The organism is Paenibacillus aceris (assembly GCF_017874035.1).
Classification (GTDB): Bacteria; Bacillota; Bacilli; order Paenibacillales; family NBRC-103111; genus Paenibacillus_E; species Paenibacillus_E aceris.
This window is the reverse complement of the sequence record NZ_JAGGKV010000017.1, coordinates 13,762-34,518: the sequence shown is the minus strand read 5'-3', so window position 1 is coordinate 34,518 and position 20,757 is coordinate 13,762. Positions and strand designations below refer to the sequence as shown.

Genomic DNA, 20,757 nt, shown 5'->3' with positions numbered 1-20,757 from the left:
GAGCGAGGGATTCGTGTGAAATTAGCATCGTGGTGGTCCTACTACATAGCCTGCAGCGCTTTGCTGTTGATCCCGTTAGTGGGTCTTATCTATATTCATCTGAATCAGGAGGGCACGATGGCCTATAGTCTGGTGACCGATCTGGATCGGCAAATTCCGTTCTTGAAAGGATTTGTTGTACCTTACCTGTCGTGGTACGGATTTTTGTTCGTCGGTTTCCTGTACTTGGCGTACAAGGATCGCCGAAATTACTATATAACGCTAGTCGAGTCTGTTATAGGCTTGTTGATTTGTTATGGTGTGTATGCGATTTATCAAACTACTGTACCTCGGCCGGATCTAGCCGGGAGCGACCCTCTGCTGCAGATGGTGGAGTGGGTGTATCGATCTGATCAACCGTTTAACTGTTTTCCAAGCACGCATGTGCTAACCTCGTATCTCATGATGAGAGCCTATCTGCGGTCGACTCAGGTGGCGATGAGGAATAAAATCATTGTCTCCGGCATGTCGCTGCTCATCATTGTATCCACACAGTTTGTGAAACAGCATGTTCTGCTGGATATCGTAGGCGCCGTTCTTGTGGCGGAGGGTGTTGTTTATGCCTTGGATCGTGTACGTAGAGGCTGGTTAACCGAGTCGCACATCAAGGTGCAGACACAACAAAACAATCTCGAAGGAGGACTAAGACAATGAAACGCAGAGAAAAACTCTTGATCCTGACGGGAAGTCTAGGTGATGGACATAATAAAGCGGCGCAGGCGATACTCGAAGCGACGAGGTTGCATAAACCGAATGTGGACGTGAAGGTGGTCGACTTTTTAGAGTGGACGCATCCTTACTTGCATGGCGTGGGCAAATACTGTTATATGCGCTGGGTGAAGAGCCTGCCGTCCGTTTATGGCTATTTGTATCGCAAAACACGTGATGATAATACATTTTCCCATATGTTTAAAAAAATGAAATCATTCAGCACCGACCGGATGCTGGAATTGCTTCATGAGGAGGAGCCGACCGAGGTCGTGTGCACGTTTCCGGGGGCGGCCGCGGCGATGTCGTACTTAAAATGCAATGGGTTCGTGACGGTGCCAACCGTGACTGTGATGACTGACTATACGGACCACAGTTATTGGGTTCACCCGGGAACGGATCGTTACCTAGTCGGTGCTGAGCACGTGAAGCAAGCGCTGTTGAGATACCGTGTTCCGGAGCAGCGCATCGTGGTTACGGGAATTCCGATCCGTGAGCCGTTTACACAGGCATATGATCGGGCTGAGCTTCGGGATAAGCATGGTTTGGATCGCGAGATGCCGACTGTGTTGGTAATGGGCGGAGGCCATGGTCTAATCGGCAAGCAGTTCAAGTCCGTCCTGCAGTCGGAAGAACTGGCGGAGCCGGTGCAGTTTGTTTTTGTTTGCGGGCGCAATGAAAAGCTGAAGCAGCTTCTTGAAGAGGAACTCGGCGGCGAGAAAACCAGGCATCGCGTGAAGGTGACCGGGTTCGTGGACCATGTCCATGAGCTGATGGCTTTATCGGACCTGATCATAACGAAGCCTGGAGGTCTTACAATTTCTGAAGCGATGGCCTTGGAGCTTCCCATGATGCTGTATAAACCCATCCCTGGGCAAGAGCAGGAAAACGCTGCGTATCTGGTCGGTTTAGGAGCTGCGATCGAAGTGAAGAATGCATTGGAGTTGAAAAGCCAACTGCTTGAAGTGATCGCCAATCAATCCCTCTTATCGAAGCTGAAAGAGAATGTGAAGCTGAGTCAGCAGCATCAGGACGCCCATCATATGCTTCGTGCCATTTTTGATACGCACCATCATTTCATCCCTATGTCAGATCGTATGCGCGTCGCCTATGCCAACGGCTAGATGGGGCGCTTCCTCCCTCTTTTTACCCTTCAAAAACACCTAATTTTCGCGAAAAAACGCGTATTCGCTTTGTATTGTCAAGCATGCTGTCAATTTGCATTTTAAGATTCTGAAATCCATGCTCAATTACTAAATTTGCAGGTGAGCTTGACAGTGTTCTTTTTGTAAAGCAGCTATGGTCGCCTACTTGTCCTCATGCATGGTGACGACGATATCCTGCGCGTAGTTGCCGAAGCTTTTGCCGAATAAGGTGATGCCGCCGCAGTTGGGAGAGCTCTCCAGTGATGCGATACGGAAGTGGATATCCTTGCCGAAAGTGACGGCTAGGTCTTGGATCGTGGTTTCGGATATTTTCGTTCCGTCCAGATAGGAGCCCGTGGGACTGACGGTTATGACTTTGAGCAGACCGTGCTGCGTATTGCTGCTGCTCCACCAATCGGGCGAAAGCACGCCACGTTGAGCGCCGAAGTCGCCAGGGCTTGTCCAGCTTCCAAGCGGAATGCCGTTCATGTAGAACGAGATGTCCGACGGCCAGTTCTCGTTGTACCCCGGTGCTTCGGAGCAAATTTCAAAGGAAATTTCAAGCGTGCGAAGCTTCTGGTTGCTGTGCAGGAAGTTAGGGATCCTGTACTCCACGTAACCGCTGGCAAACCACAGGATTCCAGCATGGACATGTCCCGGATCGGCGAAATAGCGCGGGTCATCCAGCACGCCGATAAGCTGGGTCGGAGAGGCTAGCCCACAGGTTGGCTTCACTTCGAAGGAGGCATACTGCCCGACCGGGATGGCTACCGTATTCGTTGGAAGCTCGCTCGGCTTCCTGGGTTTGAACTGAAGGACGGCTTGCTCCATGTTCAAGTGGCAGATCTTTTGGGTTCCGCGAACACCGGTCGTGTTTTCGGAGAAGACGATGCCGGCTTGTTCGAGTTTTTGGATATGTTTAGTCACAATCGCCGATGAAATTTCAAGCTTCTGCGAGAGCTGTTTGATGTTAAGAGGCTCTTGCCCAAGGAGCTCGATCATTTTCACACGCGTTTCAGAGGAGAAGCATTCGAGAAAAGCCATATTTTTAGTGGACACTTCAATGTGCATGGGGATACCTCAATCTATAATTTTTATGTTTATTGTATAACTTGCAGGTTAATTTAACAATGAGTGAGTTGATGTGGAGCGGGTGGTAAATGGTTGCGCAAAGTGCAATGTAGCAGGGTGAGGCAGTGTACTCGATGGATGTTAATGTAGCTAGTGTTGAATAGGGTAGTTAAGCTAGATGGTGCTATGCAATGTTTGTCGATGCAAAAGATGATTGAAGCAGCATAGTAGAAGCGGATTGGCGAAGTGAGTGCGAATATTGGAGTAGGGGCAAAGAGCCGCTCATGCGGCTCACGGTGTGCGCTATGTTGCACTTTGTACAATGTTATGCAGGGTTTTGCAGCTTCACCTCATTTCATTGTACAAAATACAATGATTTTGCTAGTTTTGGGCTGAATGCTGGTTTTTGAGAGCGAATGGTTGTAGAGAGTGCAACAAGCAAGTAAATACTGTGCAAATAGGTCAAAATGGTTGCACAAGTGCAATGTAGCAGGGTGAGGCAGTGTATTCGATGGATGGTAAAGTAGCTAGTGTAGAATAGGGAAGTGCAATGTTAGTCGATACAAAAGATGATTGAAGCAGCATAGTTGAAGCGGATTAGCGAAGTGAGTGGGAATATTGGAGTAGGGGGCAAAGAGCCGCTCATGCGGCTCACCGTGCGGGCTATATTGCACTTTGTGCAATGTTATCCAGGGGTTTTGCAGCTATCTCCTCACTTCATTGTACAAAATACAATGATTTTGCTAGTTTTGGGCTGAATGCTGGTTTTTGAGAGCGAATGGTTGTACAAAGTGCAACATAGCAAGTAAATACAGTGGAATTAGGTCAAAATGGCTGCACAAAGTGCAACATAGCGACGCCGAAATTCCTCAGCATGCTCTTGATGCGCGTCCCGCCCCGCGTCTCCGCCCCGCGTCCCCGCCCCGCCCCGCGTCCCCGTCCTGCGTCTCCGCCCCGCGCAGCCCACACATGCCTGTGAAGCGGCGCACCTAAAGCAAATAATGCCAAGCGTCCTCCTTCAGCTCGTAGTACCGAACCACTTTACCGTGCCCGATTGGGCGAAGTAAGCCCTTCTCGGCCAGGCTGAGCAGCCGTTTACGTGCTGTGCGAAAATTGTGCCCGCACTGCGAGATGAGATCTATGGGACGAATAGGCTTACTTAGGTGGATAGCCAGTCGGAGCACTTCTTTTTCATCAGGAGAAAGGGCAGAGGGTAAGGAATTGCGGATCAGATTGGGGCCAATCACCAGTTGGAGCAGCATTCGGCAAATCTCGGGGCGGTGCCGGATATCATCGAAGGAAAAATGGATCATTTTCCAACCCATCCCGGTGAGAAAGGTATCCCGATTCAGAGCGTAGCTGAACCCTTCGCGGTCCATCTCTTTAATGTGGCTTTGAAAACCGTCGCACTCAATGCCGAAGCGGCCATACGGGGGGAGGAATGCAAAGTCGAGGAACTGCGACTTCCGAATGCAGGTTATCAAAGTTTCCGAATAAGGGCCACCATACGTTTTGAAGCAGCAATTTTTCTGCGAAATTGTGCCCTCTGACTAAGCGGCCCTTTCGCTCACCGGTTCGGCGACCGAGGTGGCCCTCCAAGAACTTATGATGCGCTTGTTCAAATGTTTCAAATTCCAAGCCAGATGGCCTCCTTCCGCTGAATGAAATAAAAAACGCCCCGAACCGAGTGGTTCGAGGACGTTCTTCGTCTAATCGATAGCGTACCATTTTTCCATAAAAAGAGAAATGCTTCGTTTACCCGCGTATCTCCCGGCAAGAATCTCGTTCGATCAGCTCGCCGTAAATCGAGATTTTCGACGGGCCGCCGCCTTTTTCGATCCTGCGAATCAACAATTCAACTGCTTCATAACCAAGCTGCTCCCGCTGCACTTGAATCGTGGTGAGACGGGGCATGACCAATTGGGCAGCCTCGATATCGTCAAAGCCGACGACGGAAACATCATCCGGTACGCGATAGCCTTTGGCGGTCAGATGCTGAATCAGGGAAATGGCAAGCCGGTCGTTGGCGCAGAACCAAGCGCTTGGCATGGTGTCTTTGTTCATTGCCTCCAGAAAGGTGGCTAAATCGTCCAGAGCATTTTCCGGTATTTCGGACATCCGATCAACCGCGAGCCCCGCATCTGACATGGCAGTTTCGAATCCATACCATCGCTCCTTGAAGTTCTTGGACATGCTGCCAGCCCCTATAAAGCCAATTTGCCGGTGCCCCTTCCGGACGAGATGGGTGACCATTTTGTAAGCCTCTTCTGCATTCGCCGTCACAACGGCATCCAGCTGGAGGCTGTCGTAACAATGATCCACTGTGACGAGCGTAGTCCCCAGTACCTTTAGCTTGCTAACGTAGTCTGGGTGGAAGGCGCCAATGATCAATACGCCGCCCAATGCCATCTCATGATAGAGATCGGGCAGGATCAGCAGGCGCTCCATTTCTTTCGATACCCCGCTAATGATGGCCGTGTAGCCGTTCTCTTTGGCTTTTTTTTCGATGGACCAGAACACTTCATAATAAAAGGTTTTATCATCTTGGATATATTCAGGAAATAAGACGAGAAGGTGGCTCTGCTTTTTCTTCGCCTTTGCTTCCGTGCGGTACTTGAGCTGATGCGCGGCTTCAAACACACGGGTCCGCAGTTCTTCACTGACGCCGGCTTTATGATTAAGGGCCAGGGAGACAGCATTTTTGGAAATGCCCAGTAGATCGGCAATGTCTTGCATGGAGGTTTTCGAGTTCATTTGGCTAAATACCCCTTGAGCGGAAAGTAAATTCAATTTGAATTGTAAAGTTCAAAGGTGTATTTGTAAAGATAATTTATCTAGTAGTTAACTTTACGAAATAAAGTTGTCAATTTAGACTGTGAATAAATGTTTCAAGCATTTTCAACTTGTCAGACGAAAGAGGGCCTGAATTGTCGAAATAGAGAATGGAGGAGGGGTTAAGCGACCATTGGATTTCACTCCGCCGAAGGGAGGAGCTGAATTGCGCCCAATTGTCCAGCTTCCATACATCAAGAGCGGAGCCTCTCGCTTTGATACGCGCATGGTAGGCATCCTCAGATGGAAGGTAAACGTAGACAATTTTGATCTCTACATCTATAGGGCTCGCGCTGATAGTGGATAGTTCTTGGTTCAGCCACAGCGGATCATTGATTTCTCGGGTAAAAGGCCCGATAACGACGGCATCCAAGCCTAAAGACAGATTCTCTAGCGTGGCATTCATGGTGATACGGTAGCCCAGATCGCGACAGTGCTGCTTATAAAAAGGAGAATCCCGATCCTCGGGATCCTGGCCGGCTAACGTCATCAATGCTTCCGCCGCGGGGCGCAGCAAAGTGTCCATGTCCAAAAAGGCGCCGCCATGCTTGCTGGCCCATGCTTTGGCCAGTGTTGTTTTACCGGCCCCTGCCGGGCCTAGGAAGAAGATGAGTTTGCGCATGTAAACCTCCAATATGAGTCCTGTTACAGGGATAGTTAGGAATATTGTAACATAAGAGCGATTTCACACCCCTAATTTATCTTACGTTAAGCTTAAGTTAAGCTTACTTTAAGGTTTACGTCATATTTGCTTCATAATTTCATAGTAAGCTTACTTCTATAGAGAGAGGGTTAAAACGATACTGGAAGGATAGATAGAGATGTCCGGAACCCCACAAAATACGTTACAATCGGGTAACAACAACATATTGCCACTACAAGTCAATGAGAATGCCAAATTAACAGCCGAATATTGGCCGACTAAGGGTTGGAGAACTAGCACACCAGAGGCACAAGGGATGTTCTCAGGTACGTTAGCCAAGTCGCTCGATATGTTCAGCAGCGGGCAGGTATGCAGTATCGCGGTAGTTCGAAACGGCCATTTAGTTGCGGAGGCTTATAATAGCTGCACAGAGGCAGATATCCCCCAAGATGTGAAATCCGTAACCAAAAGCATAACATCTGCGCTGGTCGGTATTGCCCTGTCTGAGCGGAAGCTGAGCAGTTTGGATCAAAGGGTTACCGATTTTTTCCCTGAGCTTGCGAGTGATCCATTAAAGTCCAAAATGACAATTAAGCATTTGCTGAGCATGACCTCAGGCTTGGATTGGGATAATACGAATGAAAAGTCCTCAACCGAGATGATGTATTCGTCCGATTGGGTGCAATACATTTTGGAACGCCCTGGATATGCGGTGCCAGGCTCCCTGTTTAATTATAGTAATGGTGATGCGCATTTACTGTCAGCTATAATGCACAAGGCGACAGGCGAGTCGATGTTCGATTATGCCAAGTCCCGCTTGTTTGAACCACTCGGCATTACAGAGGTGAGCTGGAATTCTGATGGGCGAGAACGAACCATTGGCGCTTGGGCAATGGCTTTAACGCTGAGGGATATGGCTAAGATTGGCTATCTGTATATGAAACAGGGGCAGTGGGAAGATCAAACGATTGTCCCAAAAACATGGACTCGAGATTCGCTTCAAGCGCGAGTAACCCTGAATTACAGCAACGGTACACAGGGGGGCTACGGTCTGTTTTGGTGGACCAAGACGCTGCCCAAAGGAATCGTAAGAGGAAGCAAAAAGCAGTACAACATGTTCTATGCCTCGGGTTCGGGCGGAAGACGCATTTTCGTTGTCCCTGAGCTTCAGTTGATCGTGGCATTAACCGCGAATTCCACTGATGCGGATATGCCGGAATATTTGCTGCTTCATGTGCTGCAGGCGATTCGTTCAGACAAGGCGCTCCCGGAAAATGAGGAGAACTTTGCGAAGTTGGAGCAGGCTGTGCAAGCTTTTAAAGAAGTAACGGAATTAGAAGGATGAAGAAGCTGCCGCGGCAGCTTCTTTTTCTTTGGCCCCTCGAGCTGAATTTAAACCGAACGTGCGCCGCTTCTGATGGTTTTTTTGGTTTGTTTATGAGATAGTGGGGGGAAGAAACAGGCGCGTTTTGGGGTTAACTCCTATGCACCTATTAATGAGGGGGAGTTATTTAGTGGTATTAAGAAGTTTTACGGATTATCAACTGAGTGAGGATATTATCCGGGCACTGCAGAGCCTAGGCTATGAGCAGCCGACTGATGTACAGCACGAAGTGATCCCGATTGCGCTTCAGGAGAAAGATCTCACGGTGAAGTCGCGCACGGGAAGCGGGAAGACGGCGGCGTTCGGCATCCCTATTTGTGAGCTGGCAGAGTGGCAGGAGAATCGGCCGCAAGCGCTGGTTTTGACGCCGACGAGAGAGCTCGCGGATCAAGTGAAGCAGGATATTACGAACATTGGGCGGTTCAAGCGGATTAAAGCGGTGGCGCTGTACGGCAAGCAGCCTTTTGCCAGACAGAAGCTGGAGCTGCACCAGAAGTGCCATGTGGTCGTGGGCACGCCTGGACGGGTGTTGGATCATATTCAGAAGGGGACGCTGGATCTGGAAAAAGTGAAAATGCTCGTCATCGATGAAGCGGATGAGATGCTGCGGATGGGCTTCATTGAGCAGGTGGGAGCGATTATTGATGAGGTTCCGACGGACCGCATGACGATGTTATTTTCAGCAACACTTCCGGAAGATGTAGAGCAATTGTGCCATCAATATTTGCATAACCCGATAGATATTGAAATTCAAACGCCGGAAGCAGCCAAAGTACAGATTGAGCATTCGCTGATCACGGTAAAGGAAACTGAGAAATTTAATGTGCTTAAGGATGTCTTCGTAACCGAGAATCCCGATAATTGCATCATTTTTTGCAGGACGCAAGAGCATGTGGATGATGTATTCCGGGAATTGGATCTCCTCGAGTACCCCTGTGATAAAATCCACGGCGGCATGGTACAGGACGATCGTTTCCTGGTCATGAACGCATTCAAGAGAGGCGAGTTCCGTTTCCTGGTCGCTACGGATGTCGCGGCGCGAGGAATCGATGTGGAGGATATTACGCACGTCATTAACTATGACCTTCCGCTTGAGAAGGAAAGCTATGTTCATCGCATCGGAAGAACCGGCCGCGCAGGCAAGACGGGGAAAGCCATTACCTTTGTAACGTCGAATGAGCTGAGGTATCTGTCCGATATCGAAAACTATCTGGGCTTCGAAATTCCGCGCAAAGATGCTCCCACCGAAGAGGGGGTCGCTAACGGCCAGTCAGCTTTTGATCGGAAAATGCAGGCAACGCCAGTGATTAAGCGAGATCGAAGCGACCAATTGAATAAGGGCATCATGAAGCTCTATTTTAACGGCGGGAAAAAGAAGAAGATCAGGGCGGTAGATTTTGTCGGGACGCTAGCCAAAATTGAAGGCGTGACGGCAGAAGATATCGGCATCATTACGATTCAGGATAATGTTTCGTATGTGGATATTTTGAACGGTAAGGGTCCGATGGTACTTAAAATTATGAAAAATACCACGATCAAAGGGAAACTGCTGAAAGTGCATGAAGCAAATAAGTAAGGGTAGAATATCCGGTAGGCCACATGGCTTAGCGGATATTTTTTTACTCGTTGGGGGTGTTTAAGGCTTGCCGCAGGTTAAAAATTTACTCAAAAGAGTAAATTATTTGACTTACCCGATTCGTCCTCGCAGGGTAGACTATAGAAAACACAACACATGGGGTGAATAATATATGGCCAACAATACACATGCACATTCGAGCACCCTTTCAGCCAAAAAAGTGAAACGGAAAAGTTCGACGCAGCAAATTCGCGAGGATCTAACCGGATATGCGTTCGTGGCTCCGATGGTGCTTGGACTATTTGTTTTTACTTTATTTCCAATTATAGCTTCCTTCTTCCTCAGCTTCACGGATTGGAACTTTGTTGCCGGTTTTTCCAAGGTGAAATTTCTCGGCTTAGATAACTTTATTAAGCTTTTTAAAGATACAGTCTTCCTGTCGTCCCTTAAAAATAACATGATTTTGATGATCGTCGTTCCTTTAACGTTAATTTTCTCGCTTATTCTTGCGGTCGTTATCGATAAAAAGATCTATTTAAAAGATTTCTTCAAGGTTGTTTACTTCATTCCTTACATTTCCAGCGTTGTTGCTGTAGCTATCGTATTTCAAGTTTTGTTTCATCCGACGTACGGGCCGATTAACCAGATTCTAATGGATCTAGGCTTCGCGAATCCGCCGAAATGGCTTGCTGACCCGGATGTTGCTTTATACTGCGTAATGGGTCTTATGATTTGGATCAGTATCGGTTATAACATGATTATTTTCATGGCCGGCTTGCAGTCGATTCCGAAAGACCTCTACGAGGCGGCGGACATTGACGGAGCATCGAAATTTAAACAGTTCATGAGCATTACCGTTCCGCTCTTGTCGCCAACGACATTCTTCCTGCTTGTAACGGGGATTATCGGTACATTTAAAGCGTTTGACGTTATTTCCGTCCTCACCGGGGGTGGTCCGGCGAACTCCACGAGCGTGGTTGTTTATCGCCTATATGAAACAGCCTTCGTTAACCTGCAATCCGGCTATGCTTCCGCTATGGCGATTGTACTTCTGGTGCTAGTGCTTCTGATTACACTGTTGCAATGGGTCGGACAACGTAAATGGGTGAACTACTAAAGAGAAGGAGGAATACCCGATGGATAAGTATCAAAATTTGAAAAAAATTCTCCTTACATTAGTAATGCTTGTAGTTGGCATACTATTTATGTCTCCTTTCCTCTGGATGATATCTGCTTCATTGAAACCGGAAGCCGACGTATTCGTATATCCGATCCAGTGGATACCACAGCATTGGAATGTGATTGAAAACTATAAAGCGGTTTGGGAAACAAAATTCTCGCTGTATTACTGGAACTCCATTAAGGTTTCGGTGTTGACGACGGCGTTATCCGTCCTGCTTTCATCGATGGCGGCTTATGCCTTCTCAAAGATTAAATTCCGCGGCCGTAATGGACTATTCGTGCTCATTTTGGCCATCTATATGATTCCCAGCCAAGCAATTCTCGTTCCGCAATTCCTGCTGTTCCGTTGGATTGGCTTGTTTGACAGCCACTTTGGTTTGATTCTGTTAGGTTCCTTCAGCGTTCTTGGAACATTCATGCTTCGTCAGTTCTATCTCGGTATTCACGATGAGTACATGGAGTCAGCGCGGATCGACGGTGCAGGACACTTGAGAATTTTCTGGTCCATCTGTACACCGCTTGTACGCCCGGCCATTGCTACGTATGCGATTCTGCGTTTTATCTGGACATGGAACGATTACCAGAATCCATTGATTTTCTTAAGAACCAAAGATCTATTCACACTTCCGCTTGGTATCCGGTCTTTTGCTGATTTGAACGGTGAGTTCTACTCTCTGATCATGGCTGCATCCGTATCGGCGATCGTACCTCTCCTGATTATTTTCATCATCGGTCAGAAACAGGTTATCGAAGGTATTTCCATGGGCGGCGTTAAGGGCTAAGCTGGAAAAGTCAAAATATGAGTGCATGAGGTTAAAATAGTGCCTCGTGTGCTCACTGTAAGTTTGATACGATCGGTCATGTAAAGGTTTTCAAACAAAATCATTGCTTACTTTGGAGGGGTTCCTATGAAAAAGAGTTTATTAGTACTAAGCGGTGTGCTTGCTATCAGTACTGCACTTGCAGGCTGCGGTAATAAAAGCGAAACACCAGCAGCAACAGATAGCGGTAGCGCAGCAGGCGGAACGAAAGCTCCAGTTACCATTAAAGTACAAGCTTGGTACACGGAAGCGCAAGGGAACTGGAATGCAACGGTTGATGCATATAACAAAACACACCCGAACGTAAAAGTTGTGTATGAAAGCATGTCCGAAAAAGGCGATTCCCAAGAAGGGATGAAAAAGCTTGACCTTCTAGCTGCTTCCGGCGAGCAAATGGACGTTGTGATGTATTCCAGCGCATCCGATTTCGCTCAACGTGTTGGCGCAGGAATTTTGGAGCCGCTTGATGATTACCTGAAAAAAGATAACATTGTTGTTAAAGATGAATATAAGCTTGATCCGGTAGTCAACGGAAAATATTATGCGCTGCCTGGTAAAATGATTGAATGGTTCGTCCTCTTGAACAAGGACAAACTGGATGAAGCGAAACTTCCGGTTCCAACAGAGTGGACATGGGATCAGTATGCGGAATACGCTAAGAAAATGACTAAAGGCGAAGGTGCTTCGAAAGCTTACGGTTCTTACTTCCATAACTGGAAAGACTACGCGCTTCTTGGTTTGAACAATGATATGGAGAATCCTTACCTTGTGAAATCCGATGGAACGCAAAACATCGATAATCCGAAAGTTCGTTATTCCCTTGATTTGAGAAACAAAATGGAAAACGTAGATAAAACATCCGTTCCATACTTCGAAGTTGTATCGCAAAAAATGGCTTACCGTGATGTATTCTACGCAGGTAAAACAGCGATGCTGGCAACAGGTAACTGGATGGTTGGCGAGCTGGCGCAAAACGCGAAGTTCAAAACCGTATTCGCTCCATATCCGAAATATGATGCGAAGGATGCAAACGGTCTGACAGAAGTAGGCGCTGACTTCATGGGTGTAGCTGCGAACTCCAAAAACAAACAAGCGGCTTACGACTTCGTGAAATGGTATACAACTGAAGGTATTCAGACGCAAGGTCTGTTCTTCTCCGGTTGGAAAAAAGCCGATGTCGAGAAAAATGTTGACGCGATTCTGAAAAGCGGTAAACCAGAACAAGTCGCTATGATCGATAAAGAGTCCTTGCTTGCAACTTTGAAAGTGAACAAAGCAACGAAGCTGGTTGTTCCTCCAACGTACGCGCTGCAACAAGAGAAAGAATACTTAACGCAAGTTGAGCTGTTCTTGACAGGTAAGCAGGACTTGGAGAAAACGATTCAAACGGCTAAAACAAAAATTGAAGATATCCGTAAAAGCAACGCCAAATAAGCAGTAACAAAAGCCACAAATGTAACGAATCCAGCATGATTATTGGTATAATGAAAAGAGGAGGCCCTAGGCTCCTCTTTTTCCCATTTTCAAAGGTGCATCAGAAAGGCAGGAGAACGCAGTGCCGGGTTGGCTTCGCAGGTTATCATTACGCAATAAATTGGTGCTGACGATTCTGGTTTGTCTCGTTCTGCCATCGCTCGTTTCTATGAATGTCTCCAGTCTGTTTACACGGGACGCGGTAAGAACGCAGGTGACGGACTCTTCACGGGAATCGATGCGGATCGTAAGTCAAATTGTTAACACGCAAATGAAAAACATGATTTATGTCATGAATTTCATTCAATTTGACGAGGAACTGCAGCCGTCCATCCGGGAATTAGGCAAGGCTAATGAGGGAACAGATATGGGAGATATCTTGCAGTATAAACAGACGATTGCTAAAAGAATGTCGACGGTGATTGATTCCTTCGGCAATCTGAATGTGACGGTACTGCTGCCAAATAATGAGTACGTTGCCTCCTACACGACCTTCTCTTTTAATCCGACTGATTTTCTGAAAAAAGATTGGTTTAGCGATGTGGAGCAAGTGTCAGGATATAATGTAAAGTGGATTGGGGTAGAGCCCAACTACAGTCAAACGACCAACCAGCCTTATCTATTGTCGGCAGCTAAGCCGCTCCGAAAGAACGATACAACCTATGGATATGTCATTGTCGGACTTGAGCCGGGATCGCTTCAAGATCTGTTCAGTCAATATCATAATAAGGAGTCTATGGCCATCATCGATGAGCAGGGGCGGATTTTGGTCGATAAAGATTCTTCAACAATCGGAACGCTTTTTCCTTATTTCGACCAGCTTCCGAAGGAGGACGGCTCCTCTTTTGTGAAAGTCGAAGGGGAAGACTACATTCTGCTTAGCAGCCATGTCACGCCGGAGTGGCAGCTTATAAACATGAGTCCTTACAAAACAGCTGCACAGAAAATTGAGTCGTTCCGGAAAACGGATTTTCTCATTCAGCTCTTTTTCTTGATCTTATTCGCCGTTATTCTACTTTATATGGTGAGAACGCTCACGAAGCCGATTGCGCGGCTTGTTCAAACGGTGGTTCGGATCGAATCCGGACAGCTTGGCGAGCGCTCCAACATTAGCGGAGTGGATGAAGTAGGGCGGCTTGGTTATGTGTTCGACCGTATGATTGACCGTATTGAGCTCATGTTGGAAGAAAACCGCCGCGAGCAAGAGCTCAAACGCATGGCAGAGCTTGCAATGCTGCAGGCGCAAATTAATCCGCATTTTTTATTTAATGTGCTTAATTCTATTCGTTTGAAGATTATGATGAAGGGTGATTCGGAGAATGCGGAATTGATCTCTTCACTATCGTCGCTCTTGCGGATGACGATCAATCGTAACAATGAATATATTCCGCTCCACGAGGAGATTGAAATTAACGAGCACTACGTTCGCCTCCTAAACTCCAGGCACGGAGATCGGGTAGAATTGCGCATCTCGGCTGCGTCAGATACGCTTCTAATTGAGCTCCCAAGGTTTTTACTTCAACCGCTGATTGAGAATGCTTATATTCACGGCCTTAAGAGCAAACCGGGAGCAATTACAATCGCTTCCAGGATCTGCGAGGATGGACGTCTGCAGCTGGAAGTGAGGGATTCGGGTGTAGGTATGACGCAAGAACGGTTGGAAGAGCTCCGCACACATCTTGTGAACGTACCAGCGCAGCATCACCAAGATTCACGAAGCCCCACTTTGTCCGGAATTGGTTTACACAATGTATTAGAACGTCTTCGGATCATATACGGCCATCGTTTCGATTATGAAGTCGAAATCGGGACGGATCAGGGAACAAGGATTGTGCTGCGCTTTCCGCAGCAGGCAAGAAAGGAGGGCTAGGCATGTATACCGTGATGATTGTGGATGATGATTTACCAGTACTTGAATTTTTAAGCTCTGCGATTAAATGGGAAGAGCTGGGGTTCCGCTTGGCGGGAGCCTTTGAAAATCCGCTGGACGCCCTGGAAGCGGGGCGGCAGACAAAGACCGACGTGCTGATCAGTGATATCGGCATGCCGGAAATGAACGGGCTGGATCTGATCCGGACGCTCCGCGAAGGAGATCCTCACGTGAAGGCGGTCATCCTGTCGTGTCACGATGATTTTCACTATGCGCAAAAAGCGATGAAGCTTTCGGTGAGCGAATATATCCTGAAAGAAACGATGAATATAAGCAACATTTCTGAGGTGCTTGGCCGGCTGAAGGAGCAGCTTGATGCAGAGGATCACGTGCTCTCCAAAAGCCGCAAGCTCGAGAGGGAAGCCGCGCTGCACCGCAGCTCGTCCAAGCGCCATTTTATCCGTAGTACGGTGAATGAACCGTTATTCGACTCGGAGGAGTGGAGCGCACAGGCGGAAGGATTCGGCCTGCGCCTTGGACAGCACGGCGTACTGCCGGTTTTCGGTTATGCCAATCGAGCGAAAGAGGCGAATCAGCGCTTCCAAACGAAGGATCTATTCGATTATACGATTCAAAATATTATCGAAGAGCTGCTCGTCGATCAGAAGGAGACGACGCTGTTCACGTATGATACAGGCGAAATTATTTTGTTTTTCCCGCAATTTGGCAGCATGCATGTGAACAACAGCCAGAAAGTCGAGCAGACACTGCGTCATCTGCAGAGCTGTTTGCAGCAATATGCGAAGGTGTCGTTCTCGTTCATTACGGGAAGTCCGGCCAAGGACGTGCGGTCTTTGAAAGATCAGCTGATTCGGATGGTGGAAGCGAGAAGCTTGCGCTTCTATCTGCCGGAAAGCTCAGTCGTGAAGCTGGAGCATGTCCGGGCAGGCTTTGGAGACGGAGGGCTCCTGCTTGCGGAATATGCTCAGACACTGGAGGAATTTCGAAGTGTCGTGTTCGATGAACGGTCGGATTTGATTGATATGTATGTCTCGAAGTGGATTGATTTCATTCAATATCACCGATTTCGTCCAATGGAAGTGAAGGAATGGCTGCTGAAGATGATTCTTGATGTTCGCATGCGGCTTAAATCGCTGCAGCATTACCAATCCACGTTCTCTTCTGAGCTTTTGCATCATGATGTGCATGAGCTGTCTTCCGTGAGAGAGCTTGAGCTGTGGCTGAAGGATTATTTGCAGCAGGCGATTCAGTGGGCAGGACAAGTATATCGCGAGTCGCACAACCGGGAGATTTTGGAGTGTCAGCGCTTCGTTTATAATCATTTGCATATGAAAATATCGCTTGAAGACGCAGCGGCGCACCTGCACCTTCATCCGAGCTATTTAAGCCGGCTCTTCAAGAAAGAAACCGGCGAGAATTTCGTGGAGTATGTGACACGAATGAAAATGGAGAAGGCGAAGGAGTTACTGGAAATCACGGATAAAACCGTGGAACAAATCGCCGATATGCTGGGCTACGAAAATAAAAATTATTTCGGGAAGCTGTTCAAGGCGCATACGGGAACAGTGCCGAATGTCTTTCGCGGGCAGACCAAGGGGACTCCGTCGTCGTGAGTGCTGTTGGGCGCAGGGCTGTTGTGCATGAGTGTCGCGTGTGCGGATGAGTTTAAGTTGTTTTATTTTACAGCGTTAAGTTGCTGTGAGCGAGCGATATATGGGGTTATCTTGGGGTTGTCTCTCAGGTCTTTCTGACCTTCCGAGACAGCCCTCTTTTTTTGCGATGAGGAACTACAGGGCGCTATTTGAGCTAAATGGTCCGATTTCATGTTCTTGGGGGAACTGCAGGGTCTTATCTGCTATTGGCAGGCTGTTTCTGACCAAAATGGGCAAAATAGCGGACCCTGGTTCCCTCTCCTTGGCTAGTTGGCTGAATGTGAGGCAAATAGAGGACTGTTGTTCCTGATGACACAATATGGGACGACTACGGATGATTCAATGTGATAGTCGGAGGAGAAATGAAATCTGGAGATTTGGAGGTTTGTAATACCGAAGAAAATAATCTTGGCGGTCTGCACAAATTTCCTTATCTTTACAAAATAATTGCACTATTGCTTTTTGAACCATGGTAAAATAAGGGGTGGTACTAGGCTTGTCTCATTAGTAGCTAAGGAGGAATTGTAATGGGTAAGAGAGCGGGATGGAAAGCAAAAGCGTTAAAAACAGTGCTAGCATTGACGGTAGCGCTGCCTCTTCAAGTGCTGGCGACTAGCGGCTGGCAGGCGGTAATGGCGGAAGGGCCAAGTGATCCGGCTCCTTTCATTGAAGCCAAAGTAGTAAACGAAAATGCTGGGAAGAAGGTGCTGTTCGACAACACGCATGAACAGACCGCAGGAGCGGCGGATTGGGTGATCGACGGTGCTTTTTCCGATTTTGCGAATGCTTTAGCGAATAACGGCTATTACGTCAAAGAGCTGCGTAAAACAACCCCCATCACACTCAGCGATTTGAGCGGCTATGATGTTTTCGTCGTGGCGGAGTCTAATGTTCCTTACAAGACAAGCGAGCAAGCGGCTCTGGCACAGTATGTGCAGAGTGGCGGCAGTATTTTCTTCATTGGAGATCATTACAATGCGGACCGCAATAAGAACCGTTGGGACGGTTCGGAAGTGTTTAACGGCTATCGCCGCGGTGCGTGGACGAACCCGGCCAGCGGCATGAGCGCCGAAGAAAGCACTTCATCGGCCATGCAGGATGTAGCCAGCTCGGATTGGTTGGCGACCCAGTTCGGCTTGCGTTTCCGCTACAACGCCTTAGGCGATATTAATGCAAATCAGATCGTTCCGCCTGCACAATCTTTCGGTATTACGACAGGCGTATCGAGTGTAGCCATGCATGCAGGCTCAACGCTGGCGATCATCGATCCTGCTAAAGCCAAAGGGATCGTGTACCTGCCGCAAACGAACGAAGCTTGGGCGAATGCAGTCGATCAAGGTGTATATAACGGAGGCGGCGTGGCCGAAGGCCCGTTCGTTGCCGTAGCGAAATCAGGGGCAGGCAAAGCTGGATTCATCGGTGACTCCTCACCGGTTGAGGATGCGACGCCGAAGTATTTGCGCGAGGATACAGGTGCGAAGAAGACGACGTACGACGGTTTCAAAGAAGTGGACGATGGCGTCCTGCTTATCAATATGGTGAATTGGCTTTCGAAAAAAGAAAGCTACACAAGTTTATCAGAAGTTAGCGGCTTGCAGTTGGATCAGCCGACGGCGCTGCTGCCTTTTGAAGCGCCTGCTGCCTCCACGGAGCCACAACCTGAGCCATGGGCTGCACCAAATGCCGGCTACAAATGGTATGACCGCAGCACCTTCAAGGCGGGCTCCTATGGTGGACCTGCGGCAACGGCGAGCGCGGCCTACAGCTTCGTGCATCAAGCGACGCTGCCGAATGCAGTGGACTTCCCGCTGCGGGTCGTAGTTGATAACCTGCCTCCGTCTACGACGGCTACTGGGTTCAACGTAGGTATTTATTTGGCTAGCGGTGGCACGCAAATTGCGATGGTTCAGAATGCAGACGGCACATGGCCTACAGCATACGGGTATAGTGCACAGTTCAGTGTGACCTCGGATATCAACGGCCATGCAACGAAGGATTTGTTGGTTCGCATTAAGCCGGGAACAACGGCTGCGGCGAATTTACGCCTGCGTCAAGCTTCTACGAATTTGAAAACCGAGGGTGTTACCCTAGGCAACGTACCTGCGGAGTCTTTACCCGAAGAGCAAAACCCAATCCCTGCGAAGATTGATATCTCCGATGCTCGGAGTAAAGCAGCCGGCACTTTAGTGACCGTGGAAGGGATTGTAACGACAGAACCGGGCGCTTTTGGCGGCCAGGCATTCTACCTGCAGGATGAAACCGGCGGAATCTATGTGTTCCAAAGCTTGAGCGGTTTTCATCAGGGGGATAAAGTGAAGGTTACGGCACCTACAGCTGTATTCAATACGGAGCTGGAATTAACGGATCCGGTTGCTATTGAAAAAACAGGTGTCTCTGCTCTTCCGGCGGCTGCAGCAGTGGCAGCGGTCACGAGCGACAATCAAGGACAACTGATCGAGCTTAGCAATGTTACTGTGAGCAATGTGATTAGCGCTACACCAGCGGGGTCTTTTGAATTCGATGCAGTAAAAGGCTCGGTGAGCAATCACATCCGTGTTGATGCTAGGACCGGTTTGACACAGAGCACATTCCCTTATCAAGTGGGACAAACGGTGAGCATCAAAGGGGTCGCTGCCATCTTTAAAGGTGTATTCCAGTTAAAGCCACGCGGCTTAAGCGACTTTACAGCGGCGGCGGATACCGCAGCACCTGTGACAACGGCATCTTTGTCAGGTGTTCCGAATGGCGAGGGCTGGTTCAAGGATGATGTAACCGTTTCTTTATCAGCAGTGGATGATCAAGCAGGTGCAGTTACAACCCAATTCAGCTTGAACGGCGGCGGAACGGTTCCTTATGAGGCGCCTGTGGTGATTCAAACGGAAGGTGCGAACACACTGGCTTATTCTTCCACCGATGCGGCTGGGAATGCCGAAGCTCTAAAAACGCTGCAGGTGAAACTGGATAAAACCGCTCCGGAAGCCGTCTTAACGCAGTCCGGACATCCGGTTGGGGATGTAACGGATGCGGATACGTTAACTTTTGCGTTGGTTAGTACCGATGCTGTTTCAGGCGTTGCCGAACAGTCGTTGACTTTGGATGGCGCTGCGATCAACAGCGGCCAAACGATTTCGGCAGGCAGCTTAGGGCTCGGCACACACACAGTGGGGTATCGAGTTGTGGACAAAGCGGGTAATATCGCGCAAGCATCCGTGCCGTTCCAGGTGAGCGCGCGTGTTACGCTCAGCCAAGCAACGCTTACGGCTGATGCAACTTCGCTCAAACCGGGCGAAACGACAGCTACCCATGTAGCGGGTGTGTTAAGCAATGGAGCGCCTGCTGATCTTAGCGGTGCTGCAATTGTTTACAGCACAAGTAACGGAGCAGTAGCGACCGTTGATGCACAGGGCAAAGTCAGTGCGGTGGCGGAAGGTTCGACGCAGATTAAAGCAGCCGTAACCTTGAATGGAACAACGGTGCAAACAGGCGCTGTCACCCTTACAGTTGTGAAGCCATTGTCCTTAGGGGCACCAGGCAAGCCGGTGCTGTCGGACAACAGCGGTCAAGCGACTGGCTTGAAAGACGGCAACTTCACAGTGACGATGAACATGTGGTGGGGCAACAACGGTTCCGTGTTCAAGCTGTACGAAAATGGCGCGCTCATTCATACACAAGCGCTGACGGATGCATCTCCGGCGGCTCAAGTGGCCAAAGTGGAAGTGAAAGGCAAAGCGAATGGCACTTATACGTATACAAGTGAACTTATTAATTCTTTTGGAACGACAACAAGCGCTCCGCTTGTCGTGAAGATCACCGATGCAGCACCTGGCAAACCGGTGCTTTCCCAAGACAATTGGGATGGAGACGGCAGCTATAAGGTGTCGATGAACATGTGGTGGGGCACCAATGCTACGGAGTACCGCTTATACGAAAATGGAGTATTGATCGAAACGAAGGCGTTAAGCGCAGCTTCGCCTAGTGCTCAAAGCGCGGTGAGTGCGATCGCCGGTCGTGCCATTGGCGTGTACGAGTACCGCTGTGAATTGGTCAATGCGGGCGGCGTTACCTCGAGTGAGAAGTTGACAGTGAAGGTGACGAAGTAGCTTTTTACACTTGAGAAGTCCTTTTTGGACGTCTCGGGAAGGGGAAGCGACTCTTCAGGCGTTGAGAGGTCAGAAAAAGGCGCTCTTAGCAGCCGAATATAACAACAAGTTATTTATCATACAGCCCTCACGTTTGGTTCAAACCAAGCGTGAGGGCTGCTTGAATTAGAGTTTGAACGCAACCATCTCCGCCCCAAACGGACTAGACAAAATCCAAGCACAGTGATAGCTTAAATTAAC

Annotated in this window: 15 protein-coding genes; 10 read left to right on the top strand and 5 right to left on the bottom strand. The window is 48.6% G+C overall.

Features of this window, described 5'->3' with window-relative positions:
• The first annotated feature begins 15 nt into the window (after positions 1-15).
• On the top strand, positions 16-693 hold the full coding sequence (locus J2Z65_RS24990) for a phosphatase PAP2 family protein (RefSeq protein WP_167055828.1): 678 nt from the start codon (positions 16-18) through the stop codon (positions 691-693).
• Complete coding sequence (locus tag J2Z65_RS24985; RefSeq protein WP_167055831.1) at positions 690-1,871, top strand: MGDG synthase family glycosyltransferase; 1,182 nt, start codon at positions 690-692, stop codon at positions 1,869-1,871. Before J2Z65_RS24990 ends, J2Z65_RS24985 begins: the two co-directional genes overlap by 4 nt.
• Before the next feature lie 183 nt (positions 1,872-2,054).
• Here J2Z65_RS24985 and J2Z65_RS24980 read toward each other — a convergent pair whose 3' ends face one another.
• From J2Z65_RS24980 to J2Z65_RS24960, 5 genes are all read right to left on the bottom strand, one after another.
• On the bottom strand, positions 2,055-2,963 hold the full coding sequence (locus J2Z65_RS24980; protein WP_167055835.1) for an ArsR/SmtB family transcription factor: 909 nt from the start codon (positions 2,961-2,963) through the stop codon (positions 2,055-2,057).
• Positions 2,964-3,788: 825 nt separating this feature from the next.
• Positions 3,789-3,971, bottom strand: coding sequence for a hypothetical protein (locus J2Z65_RS24975; protein WP_167055838.1), 183 nt, complete (start codon positions 3,969-3,971; stop codon positions 3,789-3,791).
• Positions 3,953-4,276, bottom strand: a complete 324-nt coding sequence (locus J2Z65_RS36180; protein WP_420850782.1) for a hypothetical protein — start codon at positions 4,274-4,276, stop codon at positions 3,953-3,955. Before J2Z65_RS36180 ends, J2Z65_RS24975 begins: the two co-directional genes overlap by 19 nt.
• Before the next feature lie 442 nt (positions 4,277-4,718).
• Positions 4,719-5,717 (bottom strand): LacI family DNA-binding transcriptional regulator, encoded by a 999-nt coding sequence (locus J2Z65_RS24965; RefSeq protein ID WP_167055841.1) that lies wholly within the window; start codon positions 5,715-5,717, stop codon positions 4,719-4,721.
• A gap of 109 nt (positions 5,718-5,826) precedes the next feature.
• Complete coding sequence (locus J2Z65_RS24960; protein ID WP_167055844.1) at positions 5,827-6,417, bottom strand: P-loop nucleotide/nucleoside kinase family protein; 591 nt, start codon at positions 6,415-6,417, stop codon at positions 5,827-5,829.
• Positions 6,418-6,616: 199 nt separating this feature from the next.
• Here J2Z65_RS24960 and J2Z65_RS24955 point away from each other — a divergent pair, with 199 nt between their 5' ends.
• The 8 genes from J2Z65_RS24955 (at position 6,617) to J2Z65_RS24920 (ending at position 20,517) form a co-directional block, all read left to right on the top strand.
• A complete protein-coding gene (locus J2Z65_RS24955; RefSeq protein ID WP_167055847.1) occupies positions 6,617-7,783 on the top strand; it encodes a serine hydrolase domain-containing protein in 1,167 nt (388 codons plus the stop codon).
• A gap of 169 nt (positions 7,784-7,952) precedes the next feature.
• Positions 7,953-9,398 (top strand): DEAD/DEAH box helicase, encoded by a 1,446-nt coding sequence (locus J2Z65_RS24950; protein WP_167055850.1) that lies wholly within the window; start codon positions 7,953-7,955, stop codon positions 9,396-9,398.
• A gap of 172 nt (positions 9,399-9,570) precedes the next feature.
• On the top strand, positions 9,571-10,515 hold the full coding sequence (locus tag J2Z65_RS24945) for a carbohydrate ABC transporter permease (protein ID WP_167055853.1): 945 nt from the start codon (positions 9,571-9,573) through the stop codon (positions 10,513-10,515).
• A 19-nt stretch (positions 10,516-10,534) separates the two neighbouring features.
• Positions 10,535-11,362, top strand: coding sequence for a carbohydrate ABC transporter permease (locus J2Z65_RS24940; protein ID WP_167055856.1), 828 nt, complete (start codon positions 10,535-10,537; stop codon positions 11,360-11,362).
• A 126-nt stretch (positions 11,363-11,488) separates the two neighbouring features.
• Positions 11,489-12,835 carry an ABC transporter substrate-binding protein gene (locus J2Z65_RS24935; RefSeq protein WP_167055859.1) on the top strand — a complete coding sequence of 449 codons (1,347 nt, stop codon included), beginning with the start codon at positions 11,489-11,491 and terminating at the stop codon, positions 12,833-12,835.
• Positions 12,836-12,956: 121 nt separating this feature from the next.
• Entirely contained in the window at positions 12,957-14,744 is a 1,788-nt protein-coding gene (locus J2Z65_RS24930; RefSeq protein WP_167055863.1) for a histidine kinase, read from the top strand.
• Positions 14,745-14,746: 2 nt separating this feature from the next.
• Positions 14,747-16,378, top strand: a complete 1,632-nt coding sequence (locus tag J2Z65_RS24925; RefSeq protein ID WP_167055865.1) for a helix-turn-helix domain-containing protein — start codon at positions 14,747-14,749, stop codon at positions 16,376-16,378.
• A 566-nt stretch (positions 16,379-16,944) separates the two neighbouring features.
• Positions 16,945-20,517, top strand: a complete 3,573-nt coding sequence (locus tag J2Z65_RS24920; protein WP_167055868.1) for an OmpL47-type beta-barrel domain-containing protein — start codon at positions 16,945-16,947, stop codon at positions 20,515-20,517.
• Positions 20,518-20,757: the final 240 nt, after the last annotated feature.

Coding starts and splice junctions, on each gene's coding strand:
- J2Z65_RS24985 (WP_167055831.1), top strand. CDS start 690: ATGAAACGCAGAGAAAAACTCTTGATCCTGACGGGAAGTCTAGGTGAT.
- J2Z65_RS24980 (WP_167055835.1), bottom strand. CDS start 2,963: ATGCACATTGAAGTGTCCACTAAAAATATGGCTTTTCTCGAATGCTTC.
- J2Z65_RS36180 (WP_420850782.1), bottom strand. CDS start 4,276: ATGATCCATTTTTCCTTCGATGATATCCGGCACCGCCCCGAGATTTGC.
- J2Z65_RS24965 (WP_167055841.1), bottom strand. CDS start 5,717: ATGAACTCGAAAACCTCCATGCAAGACATTGCCGATCTACTGGGCATT.
- J2Z65_RS24960 (WP_167055844.1), bottom strand. CDS start 6,417: ATGCGCAAACTCATCTTCTTCCTAGGCCCGGCAGGGGCCGGTAAAACA.
- J2Z65_RS24955 (WP_167055847.1), top strand. CDS start 6,617: ATGTCCGGAACCCCACAAAATACGTTACAATCGGGTAACAACAACATA.
- J2Z65_RS24945 (WP_167055853.1), top strand. CDS start 9,571: ATGGCCAACAATACACATGCACATTCGAGCACCCTTTCAGCCAAAAAA.
- J2Z65_RS24940 (WP_167055856.1), top strand. CDS start 10,535: ATGGATAAGTATCAAAATTTGAAAAAAATTCTCCTTACATTAGTAATG.
- J2Z65_RS24935 (WP_167055859.1), top strand. CDS start 11,489: ATGAAAAAGAGTTTATTAGTACTAAGCGGTGTGCTTGCTATCAGTACT.
- J2Z65_RS24925 (WP_167055865.1), top strand. CDS start 14,747: ATGTATACCGTGATGATTGTGGATGATGATTTACCAGTACTTGAATTT.
- J2Z65_RS24920 (WP_167055868.1), top strand. CDS start 16,945: ATGGGTAAGAGAGCGGGATGGAAAGCAAAAGCGTTAAAAACAGTGCTA.